This window comes from Flavobacterium anhuiense, assembly GCF_900101855.1.
Taxonomy (GTDB): domain Bacteria; phylum Bacteroidota; class Bacteroidia; order Flavobacteriales; family Flavobacteriaceae; genus Flavobacterium; species Flavobacterium anhuiense.
In genome coordinates, this window is sequence record NZ_FMVC01000005.1 from 145,640 (window position 1) to 159,109 (window position 13,470).

Below are 13,470 nucleotides of genomic sequence, written 5' to 3' on the forward strand. Positions count from 1 at the left end.
ATATATTTGTAATACAATATTTTCTAAATAAATACTTATTAAAACGATTTATGAAGCAAATTATTCAGCAGATCAAAAATCTTGAATCTATAAATTCCTTATCTAAGCATGAGCAATTGGTTCAGGGAATAATTAATGCCATTGATGAAAAGGTAGTCGTAAAAGGCGATTTACTTCCTTCTGTAAATACTTTTATTAGCGAATTGGGTTTTGCGAGAGAAACCATTGCAAAAGCTTATAAAGAATTGGTGCACAGAGGAATTATCGAATCGAAAAACCGATTGGGGTATTTTGTAGCTACCAATGATGTAAAGCAGGAGTTAAAAGTGGCATTGCTGATATTTGCTTTTGATATTTTTCAGGAAATGTTTTACGAGAATTTTAGAAAAGGACTGGGCAAAAATGTGCAATTGGATATTTTCTTTCATCATAACAATTTTGATACGTTCGAAAATATAGTTCAAAGCATAAAAGGAAAATACGGAATGTTTGTTATCGCTCCGATTCCGAATAAAAAAACACCTGCTGTCTTAAAACAATTGCCTACAAACAGAGTGCTGTTGGTAGACCGTTTTATAGAAACGGATGAAGATTACAATTATGTTGCACAAGAGTTTGGAGATTCGTCTTACAACGCTTTTGTGCAGCTTAAAGATAAAATTAAAAAGTACGATGAACTTGTTTTCTTCTTCAAGCCATCGTCTGCAGAACCTAATGAAATCTTAAATTCTTTTAAAAGATTTATGAAAGATTATGATATCAAGGGAGTTATAAAAGAAGAATATACAGCTGGCTCTCTGGAAAAAGGAAAAGTATATTTTACCATTCACAATTTGGAACTTTGGGAAATGCTGAAAGATTCTAAAATTAAAGGATTGAAGATTGGTAAAGACATTGGTTTTATTTCGCATAACGATGATATTGTAAAAGAGATCATTTTTGACGGAGTAACTACATTTTCTACAGATTTCTCTGAAATGGGAAGAAGAGCAGCCGATTTTGTGCTGAACAGAAAAAAAACGCAGGAAATCATTCCAACAGTTCTTATCGATAGAAATTCGCTGTAATTTATGAATGTTTTATCGATTGTTAGTTTCCTACTGATTACGGGTTTAGTTGCCGTTATTTCAGCAATAAAAACGCGAAAAAAAAAGGTACAGACAACAAGCGGACTTTTTTTTGCAGACCATAACAATAATTTTTTTATAGTCGGAGGTGCTTTACTGCTCAGTAATATAAGTGCTAATCAGTTTATAGGTGAAAACGAATCTATTTACACCAATAACATGAGCGTGATAGCATGGGGCGTAAGTTCTGTGCTGGCGATGCTTTTGGTTGCTGAGTTTTTTCTTCCAATTTATTTTCGAACTGGAGCAATGACAATTCCCGATTATCTCGGAAAGCGTTACGATCAATCGACTAAAAGACTCGTATCGATTATATTTCTTTGCAGTTATATTGTTAATTTACTTCCAGCCGTATTATATGGTGGAGCAGTAGCGCTGACTGGAATGTTTAATTTCTTGTCTCCATTTGGATTTAGTTATTGGCAGAATATCTGGGTAATGGTTTGGCTAATAGGTCTTACAGGTTGCGCTTATTCAGTTTTGGGCGGTTTGCGAGCCATATCGATCAGCGATACTGTTTTGAGTGTCGGTTTGCTGACTATTGGTATTGCATTTCCTTATTTTGGATTTAAATTCTTAGGAAACGGAGATTGGTTCAAAGGACTTCATATTCTGCTGTCAGAAAATAAAGAGCATTTAAATGCAATTGGTGGTCCTCATGATGAAATTCCGCTCAGCACCATTTTTACAGGTATGTTTATCATGAATCTGTATTATTGGGGAATGGAACAATTTATTGTACAGCAGGCACTTTCGGCAAAAAGTTTATCCCATAGCCAGAAAGGTATGGGGCTAGCTTGCTTAGGAAAGCTCTTGTGTCCTTTTATTATCAATATTCCTGGATTGGTTGGAACACATCTTTATAAAAATTTAGAAAATACAGCAGAAGTTTTTCCGCTTGTCATCAAGGATACCATGCCTGGAATCATGATTGGTCTAACGGCAGCTGTTGTTCTAGGAGCAGCAATAAGCACTTTTAATGCAGGACTTAACAGCAGCAGTACTTTATTTGTTCTTAATCTTTACAAGCCATGGTTAGAGAAAAGAAACAAAGAAGCGACAGAGAAACATTTGGTTTACACGGGACGTAAATTTGAAATTATTGTTTCAGCTCTGGCTATGTTTTCGGCACCATTTATCATTTTTAGTAAAGCTGGTTTTTACACTTACTTGCAGCAATTAGGCGGTATGTTTTGTGTGCCCATTTTTACTATTATACTGATTGGTTTTGTATTTAAAAAAGTACCACCTCAAGCAGCAAAAATAGGTATGATTTTTTTCATTTTGAGCTATATTATTTTCAATTATGTATTGGACATTAAATTGCATTATCTGCACATGCTGGCTCTTTTGTTTATTCTGACTTCATTCTGTATGCTATTGGTATCTAGGTATTATCCTGCGTATCAATACACCGAAATCAAATTAGAAACAGTAGAATTATCGCCTTGGAAAAATCGTTATTGGTATTTTGCTTTATTGATTATTGGCATGATAAGCATTTTTACTTTATTCTCTAAATGGGGAATAGCTTAGGTTTTAAGGTGCTGAGATGCTGAGGTTCTAAGGTTTAGGTGCAAAGGTTCAGAGGTTCAAAGATTTATGTAGAGGCGCACTTCAGTGCGTCTTTTTTTATGTTTTAGGTTAAACCTAACAGTTTTTTAAAACCTGTTAGGTCTAATTAATAGACATATATTGAAAAGTTTTTTATTAAAAAGACACATTTTGCATGTCTTTTAAAGGATAAATATCTTGAGAATGAGTTCTTTAATTTTGTACACTTTTTTCCTTGGTTTTAATTGAGCCTTTCTTCTTTTTTGTCTGACATTTCTTTAAATTATCATATCCTTTATTTTCTTTTTCCTTTTTTAGGTGCCGTATTTGTGGCAAAGCCGAAATAAATCAATAAAAAAAATAGCAAATTCTTAAAACATAAATTTGGATGTAATGAAAATATTTGTATGTTTGTAATGTTGTAGTATAGTATAGTATAAGTCAATTCGTTTTCTCGTATTTTAAATGCTCAATAAAGAACAAAAAACTAACTAACTAATTTATTAACTAAAAACCAAATTATTATGAGAATTGCAATAAGATACTTATGCTTCTTAGTAGTTATGTTGTATGCCGGCACACTTTACTCCCAAACCATAACTGGTAAAGTTAAGGATGAACAAAATTTACCTTTACCAGGGGCAACTATTCAGGTTAAAGGTACTCAGAATTCAACAGTAACAGACATTGATGGTAGTTACAAATTATTAAATGTAAAATCTGGTTCCACGCTTGAGTTTAGTTTTATCGGATTTGATAAGCAAACTGCAATTGCAAACAAGTCTGAAATTAATGTCTCTTTGACTCCAAGCACTCAGGAACTGACAGAAGTGGTAATAGTTGGAGCTGCTATAAAAAAGGGAGATCTAACAGGTGCCGTAAGCAGTGTTTCTGGAGATAAGCTTAGAGAGGTTCCTACTCCAAACGTAGTGCAGGCGCTTCAAGGGCGCGCGTCAGGGGTCTACGTGCAGCAAAGTGCAGTGCCTGGCCAAACAGGGTCAATAAGAATTAGAGGGAATAATTCTCTCAACTTTGGCGGTAACCCAATATTTGTAATTGATGGTTTGATTACAGATAGTAATTTTGAAAACATAAATCCTGATGATATTGCGAGTATGGAAGTGCTTAAAGATGCTTCTGCTACTGCATTGTATGGTTCAAGAGCTGCAAATGGAGTAATCGTAATCACAACAAAAAAAGGTTCAAGATCAGGAGAAGCAAAAATACAGTATGACACATGGACTGGTGTATCTGAATTTGCAAGAACTATTCCTTTGATGAATGGCCAGCAGTTATTTGATTTAAGAGTTGACGCTTATGCAAATCGTTATATGGATGAGAATCCTGGTGCTGATCGTGTTGCTTATATTAATCAAATTAAGTCAGATGGTTCGACTGTATTTGCACCTTATGAATTGGAATCTTACAGAACTGGTAAAAGCTACAATTGGCTAGATCAGGTAACGCGTTCAGGCTTTCAAACCAATCATAATTTAAGCTTTAGCGGAGGAGGAGAAAAAGGAACTTATTTTGTAAGTTTTAATTATGTTGATCAGGAAGGGCTTCTTAAAAATTCTGATTTTAAAAGATATAATGGAAAAATTAACCTTACACAGGATTTAAAATCTTGGTTGCAGTTTGGTACCAATACGACCTTTTCAAGAAGTCAGAGCAATTACCAAGAAGGAAGTGCCTTTGGTGTGGCATTGGGAGCAAATCCATTATTGCCTATAGACCCAAAAGCTACTTATTTGAGATATGGTGAAGTATTTGATCAAAATCTTTACAATCCAATAAAAAGTCTTGACATCATAAATACAAGTACGCGCAATAGACTTACAAGCAGTAATTTTTTAAGCGCAAAACCAGTAAAAGGACTTGATATCAGAACGAATCTTTCTGTGGATGTTATAGATCAGGCAAATTTTGATTATGTGCCAAGCTACACTGGACAATCACTTAGAAATTCTATGAATGGCGAGGCGCACCATTATAGATATTCACAATTAAATTATCAATGGGATAATACTGTAAGTTATAGTAAAGTTTTTGCTGCAAAGCATGACGTAAGTATAATGGGAGGATTTTCTGTACTAAGCAATTCGGGTAATACTACAGATGTAAGAGCTCGCGGATTTGTGAGTGATGACTTGACATACATGGCATTATCTGGGGCTTATCAAAAAGACAATGCACAGTTAGGATCGAATTTTACAGATTATACAAACCAATCGTATTTTGCAAGAGCTAACTATACTTTTGATGGGAAGTACAATATTACAGGTACAATAAGAAGAGATGGTTCTTCTAAATTTGGACCTAATAACAAATGGGGAACTTTTCCTTCTATAGCGGGAAGCTGGGATATTTCTAGAGAAAATTTCCTTTCAGGATTTGAAAAATTAAGCCAACTTAAGTTTCGTGTAGGTTATGGTATGGTAGGAAATCAGAATGTAGATGCTTACAGATACTTTGCATTATACAATGCGCAAGTGAGCAATAATTCTGGAACTTACGTGTCTGATAATTACATCGATAATTTTGATTTAAGATGGGAAAAACAAAAACAATTTAATATTGGATTAGACGCTGGTTTTTTCCAAAACAGATTGACTGCAAGTGCTAACTATTTCCACATCAATAATGATGATCTTTTGATGTTGCGTAACATGCCAGTTTCATCAGGATATAAATATAAGTTAGACAATATTGGTGCTACCACTAATGAAGGATTTGAATTAGAACTTAGCGGTGACATTATTAAAAACAAAGATTTTAAATGGAATGTTTCTGCCAACATATCATCCGCAAAAAATAAGGTTACAAAACTTTACGGAGATGCTACAGAGATTTACAATTTAGGTGGTTATAGCAACAATGAAATCCAGCGTACTGGGAACTTTTTCTTAGGAAAATCAGTAAATACGGTTTATGTGTTTCAATATGATGGGATAGCACAGCAAGGAGAAGATCTTACTAAAGTAAATTATGGAAGCCGAACTGTTCAGGCTGGAGACATTAAAATTAAAGACCGCAATGGAGATGGTGTAATAAACGATCAAGACAGATATGTGGTTGGCGATTTGAATCCTGATTACTATGGTGGTTTTTCTACTGATCTTAATTATAAAGGTTTTGGATTAAATGCAGTATTTGCGTATTCAATAGGAGGTAAGAGACCAAGTGGCACTTATGAAAGCTATATGAACTCTGGAGGAATGAGTGCAGCACATACAGATCTTTTGGATCGTTGGACTCCAACAAACACCAATACAGATGTGCCAAGAGCTTATTATGGAGGAGGAAGATATACTTTAGGCGAAACAGATAAGGCGATACAAGATGCTTCATTCCTTAGATTAAATGCGCTTACATTATCTTATACATTACAAGACAGAGTTGCAGAAAGTGTTTTTCTTAAAAATTGCAGGTTTTATGTAACGGGATCGAATCTATTTATTATAACTAAATACAAAGGTTATGACCCTGAGGGAGGAGATTCTTATCCGATTTCTAGAGCAATAGTTATGGGATTAAATGTATCTCTTTAATCAAATTAATTCTAAAAATTATTTTTATGAAAACAAAAATTATAGCCTTTATGGCCCTAACAATATTATCCGCTTCCTGTTCTTCAGATTTTTTAGATCAAGAACCAAAAAGTTCTCTTACTGCTGAACAAGCATACGGCAGTTTAGGAAAAATAGAACCTGTTCTTTTGGGAGCTATAACAAATTGGAGAAATATGCAAAAAGACCGTGCAGGACTTTATACTTCTCTTGGTACAGACGAGGCGCAACAAGGAGCTTTGCAGGTGACTGGAGATGCAAACCAAGCGGGGCTAGATTTGTACAATGGTTTCCTAAGTCAGGAAAATCAGGCAATTGGACAATTATGGAATGACAGATGGCCAGTGATCGAAGTTGCAGCTCAGTCTATCAGAGCATTAGGAATTAATACCGAAGATGATAGTGCAAAACGCGATCTTTTAATGGGTGAAGCTAGTTTTTTAAGAGCAACATTAATGTTTGAACTTACACAATACTGGGGAGAAATACCGATTAATGATAAAGCAAAATCGGCAGAGTTTGGTTTAAAGCGTCAGCCTTTAGATTTGGTTTACTCTTATATAGTTGCCGATTTGGAAAGAGCAGTAGAGAAACTTCCTGTAACACAAAGCAATCCTGCATTTCCTGCAAAAGGAGTAGCTCAGGCGCTTTTAGGAAAAGTATATCTATATGCGCCAGAAGCATCAGGATACCGTGATTATAACAAAGCAAAAAAATGGTTTGAAGAAGTTATTAAATCTGGAAAATATAGCTTGCTGCCTAATTACGCAGATGTTTTTAATCCTGATCATGCTAATTCTTCAGAATCTTTATACGAATGGCAGTATAACAACAATTGGCCAGATAACAACCAGATACAATGGCAGACAGGTTCAAGAGTTTTAGCCAATATGGATCAATATGCCTATTTTGGAGGTTACGATCTTATTCTTCCTACTCAATATTGCTATAAAGACAAAACGGCTGGAGGATTATGGGAAGCTGGTGACACACGTAAAGCTGCCAGTATCCGTTATGATTTTACTTATAAGGGAGTTACGCCAACACTTCCTGCAGGTTTTGGTGGTGATGAGCTAGATCCACACATTAAAAAATACGAAGATATTCGTGTAGATGGAAAACAATCATTTTGGAATTCTGGTAAAAATAAAGCCTATATCAGATATTCTGATGTATTGCTTAACTACGCAGAATGTTTAAATGAATTAGGAAGCACAACAGAAGCCGAAAGTTATGTGAATCAGGTTCGAACCAGAGCTTTTGGAGGAACATTGCCAGCAGGAATGGCTTGGAGCGGACTTTCTCAAACGCAGTTTAGAGATCAGATTCTAGATGAGCGTATGCGCGAATTGGCTTTTGAAGGATGGAGAAGAATGGATCTTATTCGTACAGGAAAATTGGTAGAATTGGTAGGCGCTCGCAACAAATGGGCAAAACAAAACGGTACCATTGCAGCATTTCATAACCGTTATCCTATTCCAATTGGAGAGATTAAGCTTAACGATGAGATTGGCCCAGAGGATCAAAATCCGGGCTATTAGTATCTAAAAAAAATCAATAGTAATTTTTATTTTTTTGGTTCATGTGGTTCGGTTAATGCCACAGTTTTGATTTGTAATGCCATTTTGGGTATAGGTAGTAACAGTACTGAGTTCTTCTGTTCGAAAAAGCTTATTCCAAAATGGCATTCTTATTTCTTATAATTCAACAATTTTTAATCATTCAAATAACAGTATGAAATTTTATACTTATCAGGTTTATCTCTATTTATTTGTTTTAAATGCCATTTCGTTCAATTTTTACGCTCAGAATAAAGTAAGCCTAAACTCTTCTGATATTGTTTGGAAGGTAAAACCACAAGCAGAAATAGGAAAAGACAGCCTTAAAATGTTTGCTCCAAATTATTCCGATAGCGATTGGGTAAAAGCAGTTGTTCCAGGTACAATCTTTAATTCTTATGTAGTAAGCGGATTAGAAAAAGACCCTAATTTTGGAGACAATATATATCAGGTCGATAAATCAAAATACGATCGCAGTTTTTGGTATCGTTCTGAATTTGCCATTCCGGAAAATTTCACCAAAGAAATCATCTGGCTAAATTTTGAAGGTATAAACCGTGAAGGAGAAATTTACCTTAACGGAAAAAAAATAGCAGTTTTAAGCGGAATGATGCAACGCGGCAAATTTGATATTACAAAGCTTATAAACCGTAAAGCAAAAAATGTCTTAAACATTTTAGTGAGCATCCCAAAACAGCCGCTAAATAACTACGGAAGCCCAACTTACATTTCTAGCGCAGGATGGGATTGGATGCCTTATGTGCCAGGATTAAATTCTGGAATTACAGACGATGTCTTTTTAACCAATACCGATAAAGTCACCATTGCAGATCCATGGATTCATACCAATCTACCAACCAATGCACGCGCAGATTTGGAAGTAAAAGTAGATTTGAAAAACACCTCTTCACAAAATCAAGAAGGAGTTCTAACTGGAGTGATAATGCCAGGGAACATAACCTTTTCTAAAAAAATAAATTTGGATGCTGACGGAATTACAAGTGTAAAACTGACAAAAGAACAGTTTCCGGAACTTTCCATTCAAAACCCGAAACTTTGGTGGCCCAATGGTTACGGCGATCCTAATTTATATACTTGCCAATTTACTTTTAAAGTTGGAAATGTAGTTTCTGATAATCAAAAAATAACTTTCGGAATTAAAAAATATACTTACGATACAGAAGGTGGCGTTTTGCATATTGCCATCAACGGAAAACGTGTTTTCTTAAAAGGAGGAAACTGGGGAATGAGCGAGTATATGCTTCGTTGCAGAGGTGAAGAATACGATCTAAAAGTAAAGCTTCACAAAGAAATGAATTACAATATTATCCGTAATTGGTTAGGTTCAACAACAGATGAAGAGTTTTACGAAGCTTGTGACAAATACGGCATCATGGTTTGGGATGATTTTTGGCTAAACGCCAATCCGAATCTGCCATTGGATATTCATGTTTTCAACAGCAATGTAATCGAGAAAATAAAACGTGTTAGAAATCACGCCAGTATCGCAATTTGGTGCGGAAATAATGAAGGTCTTCCGCAGCCTCCACTAAATGGCTGGATTGCCGAAAATATAAAAACATTTGATAACAACGATAGATATTATCAGCCATGTTCGAATACAGGAAACTTAAGCGGTAGCGGACTTTGGGGCAATAAAGATCCGAGGTTTTATTTTACAAAATATCCAGAACCTTATGCGGGAACAGGCGACGGTCCAAGCTGGGGATTAAGATCTGAAATTGGTACAGCCGTTTTTCCTAATATCGAAAGTTTTAAAAAGTTTATTCCAGAAAAAGACTGGTGGCCAAGAAACGATATGTGGGACAAACATTTCTTTGGTCAAAAAGCATTTAATGCAGCTCCAGATAATTATGATAAAAGCATCACAGAACGTTACGGCAAACCAAATAATCTGGAAGAATATACTAGAAAAGCACAGCTGTTAAACATAGAAACCAACAAAGCCATGTACGAAGGATGGCTGGATCATATGTGGGAAGATGCTTCGGGAATTATGATCTGGATGAGTCAATCTTCATACCCAAGTATGGTTTGGCAAACTTACGATTACTATTATGATTTAACGGGAGCGTATTGGGGTGTAAAATCGGCATGCGAGCCTGTGCACATTCAGTGGAGTCCTGTAGACAATTCAGTTAAAGTAATCAATACAACAGGAACTGATTTTAAAAATCTGAAAGCCGAAGCCGTTGTCTATAATTTAGATGGAAAAACGGTAGGAAAGTATAAGCAAAATGCTGTGGTTGATTCTTATTCTAATACAGCTGTAGAAAGTTTTGTAATTCCGTTTTATTCCAATCAGAAAGATTTGGCTTTTCAAAAAAATGTTACCGCATCCTCTACTGATGGAGGAAATACAAGAGATGTTGCAGATGGAGATTCAAATACGCGCTGGGCAAGTAATTCGACAGATAATGAGTGGATTTATGTAGATCTTGAAAAAGAGTATATTGTGAATCGAGTGGTTTTAAACTGGGAAAATGCTTTTGGAAAAGAATACAAAATCCAAATTAGTTCTGACGCCAAAAACTGGACAGATGTAGGCGTGATTAAAGACGGAAAACAAGGTCTTCAAACTATTTCATTTGATGAAACAAAGGGCCGTTACGTTCGAATGTTAGGAATAAAACGTGGTTCAGGCTGGGGATATTCATTATACGATTTCAAAATTTTTGGAGCCGAAACCCATGTTGATACTTCCGATTTAAGTCCTGTGCATTTTATTCGATTAAAACTAAAAGATGCCTCAGATAAATTAATCAGTGAGAATTTTTATTGGAGAGGCACCAATATGAAAGATTTTACAGAACTGAATAAACTGTCAAAAGCCAATGTAAATGTTTCCAGCAAAGTCTTAAAGCAAAACGGGAAATACATTATAAAGTCAAAAGTTTCAAGTCCGTCGGGAATAGCTTTTGGAATTCAGATTCAGGCATTAAACGAAAAATCGGGAACTCAAATACTACCGGCAATCGTAAGCGACAGTTATTTTACTTTGTTAAAAGGAGAAAGCAAAGAAGTCACAATAGAATTTGATGAAACAGCTTTAAAAAATGGAGAAAAACCCGTTGTAAAAGCGATTCCTTATAATAAATAAGAGAGTTTTATATCCTAACAGGTTTCCAAAACCTGTTAGGTACTATTATAAAGTAAGCCCCTTAAGGTTTTAGAAATAATCAAAACAATAAATATGCATATCAAAATAATCAAACGTTTTCTTCTTATACTATTGCCATTTCTGAGCTTTTCACAAAACAATCAGCTCGAATTATGGTACACTAAACCCGCATCTCAATGGGAAGAAACTTTGCCTCTAGGAAACGGAAGGTTAGGCATTATGCCCGATGGCGGAATTGAAACCGAAAAGTTAGTTCTAAATGATATTACTTTATGGAGCGGATCTCCACAAGATGCTAATAATTATAAAGCTTATACTTTTTTACCTCAAATAAGAGAATTGTTATTGGCTAATAAAAATAGCGAAGCCGAACAGCTCATTAATCAAAATTTTGTTTGTACAGGCCCAGGTTCAGGGAGCGGGGACGGAGCAAATGTACAATTTGGATGTTATCAGGTTTTGGGAGATATGACCTTAAAGTTTGATTATAAAACCAAATCAAAAGCTATAAATTATAGTAGAAATTTAAACATCCAAACTGCACTTGCATCAACTCAATTTACTATTGACGGTGTAATTTATAAACGAGAATATTTTGCTGGTTTTGGTGATGATGTCCTTTTTGTAAAATTGACTTCAAGCAAAAAAGGAAAACTTAATTTTACCGTTAAGTTAGACAGATCGGAACATTTTAAAACTGTAAACAGTGACAATTCCTTAGTCATGACAGGTCAGTTAAATAACGGAATTGACGGAAAAGGAATGAAATATAAAGCCAAGGTAAAAGCCAAAACAGCAGACGGAAGTGTTTTATATACTAACAATACAATTGAAGTAAAAAACGCAACAGAGGTCGTGCTTTATGTTTCTGCAGGAACAGATTTTAAAAATCAGAATTTTGAAACTGTTGTAGATAAAACTTTGGATGCTGCTTTGCAGAAAAAGTATCAGGATCAGAAGAAAAAACATATTGAAAACTACCAAAAGTTATTCAATCGTGTAGCGCTGAATTTTGGAAAATCAACTAAAAATGCATCGCCAACAAACGAACGTTTGGATGCTTTTATGAAATATCCTGATTCAGATACCGCACTTCCTGTTTTATTTTATCAATACGGACGTTATTTGAGTATCAGCAGTACAAGAGTGGGTTTGCTTCCTCCAAATTTGCAAGGTTTATGGGCGCATCAGGTTCAAACTCCGTGGAATGGCGATTATCATCTTGACGTAAATGTTCAGATGAATCATTGGGCATTAGAAACAGGAAATTTATCTGAATTGAATCTGCCTTTAAAAGATTTAGTTAAAGAAATGGTGCCTTACGGCGAAAAAACAGCCAAAGCCTATTACAATGCTGATGGTTGGGTAGCACACGTTATTACGAATATCTGGGGATTTACAGAACCAGGAGAAAGCGCCTCTTGGGGAATTGCAAAAGCAGGTTCGGGCTGGCTTTGCAACAATCTATGGAATCATTATTTATACACGAATGATCAGGCTTATTTAGCTGAAATTTATCCAATCATAAAAGGCGCAGCGCAGTTTTACAACAGCATGCTGGTAAAAGATCCAGAAACAGGATGGCTGGTAACTTCACCGTCAGTTTCTCCTGAAAATTCATTTTTCTTGCCAAATGGTCAGGACGCACATGTTTGTATGGGACCAACAATTGATAACCAAATTGTTCGTGAATTGTTCAATAATGTAATTGCAGCTTCTACCAAATTAGGATTGGATAATACTTTAAAATCAGAACTTGAAAAACGACTTAAATTACTGCCTCCTCCAGGGGTTGTTTCTCCTGACGGAAGAATTCAGGAATGGCTAAAACCGTATAAAGAACCAGACCCACAACATCGTCATGTTTCTCATTTATACGGATTATATCCAGCGCCTTTAATTACCCCAGAAAGCACGCCAGAACTTGCCGAAGCGGCTAAAAAAACACTCGAGGTTCGCGGAGACGATGGTCCAAGTTGGTCAATAGCTTATAAAATGCTTTTTTGGTCTCGTTTAAAAGAGGGTAACCGAGCTTATAAATTATTAAAAACGATTTTGAGACCAACTTTAGCAACGAATATTAATTATGGAGCAGGAGGAGGAGTGTATCCAAATTTATTTTCTGCTGGGCCGCCATTCCAAATCGATGGTAATTTTGGTGCCGCAGCCGGAATTGGCGAAATGTTGATACAAAGCCATGCTGGATTTGTCGAATTATTGCCTGCAATGCCCGATGCTTGGCTAAAAGAAGGTGAAGTAAAAGGACTTAAGGCGGAAGGCAATTTTACCATAAACATGAAATGGAAAAATGGTAAAGTAATTGAGTATGAAATTAAGTCTGCAATGCCAGCTAAAGTAAAAGTAAAAGTGAATGGAGAATTAAAAGAAATCACTTCTTCTAAATTATAAGTTCGAGTAGTAATCCTGCAAGGTTTTAAAAACCTCGTAGGTTTACCTTTTTTATCTCGATTTAAAATATAATATCTACAAGATTTTGAAAACCTTGTAGGAATAAGAAA

Annotated in this window: 6 protein-coding genes; all 6 read left to right on the forward strand. The window is 35.5% G+C overall.

Features of this window, described 5'->3' with window-relative positions:
* The first annotated feature begins 50 nt into the window (after nucleotides 1-50).
* The 6 genes from BLP44_RS14585 (at nucleotide 51) to BLP44_RS14610 (ending at nucleotide 13,360) form a co-directional block, all read left to right on the forward strand.
* Nucleotides 51-1,067, forward strand: coding sequence for a GntR family transcriptional regulator (locus BLP44_RS14585; protein ID WP_008469304.1), 1,017 nt, complete (start codon nucleotides 51-53; stop codon nucleotides 1,065-1,067).
* A 3-nt stretch (nucleotides 1,068-1,070) separates the two neighbouring features.
* On the forward strand, nucleotides 1,071-2,663 hold the full coding sequence (locus BLP44_RS14590) for a solute:sodium symporter family transporter (RefSeq protein WP_091134008.1): 1,593 nt from the start codon (nucleotides 1,071-1,073) through the stop codon (nucleotides 2,661-2,663).
* Nucleotides 2,664-3,205: 542 nt separating this feature from the next.
* Nucleotides 3,206-6,232 carry a SusC/RagA family TonB-linked outer membrane protein gene (locus BLP44_RS14595; RefSeq protein WP_091134010.1) on the forward strand — a complete coding sequence of 1,009 codons (3,027 nt, stop codon included), beginning with the start codon at nucleotides 3,206-3,208 and terminating at the stop codon, nucleotides 6,230-6,232.
* Between the two features lie 26 nt (nucleotides 6,233-6,258).
* Nucleotides 6,259-7,791, forward strand: a complete 1,533-nt coding sequence (locus BLP44_RS14600; protein ID WP_091134011.1) for a RagB/SusD family nutrient uptake outer membrane protein — start codon at nucleotides 6,259-6,261, stop codon at nucleotides 7,789-7,791.
* 193 nt (nucleotides 7,792-7,984) lie between these two features.
* A complete protein-coding gene (locus BLP44_RS14605) occupies nucleotides 7,985-10,930 on the forward strand; it encodes a discoidin domain-containing protein (protein ID WP_091134013.1) in 2,946 nt (981 codons plus the stop codon).
* A 93-nt stretch (nucleotides 10,931-11,023) separates the two neighbouring features.
* A complete protein-coding gene (locus tag BLP44_RS14610; protein WP_091134015.1) occupies nucleotides 11,024-13,360 on the forward strand; it encodes a glycoside hydrolase family 95 protein in 2,337 nt (778 codons plus the stop codon).
* Nucleotides 13,361-13,470: the final 110 nt, after the last annotated feature.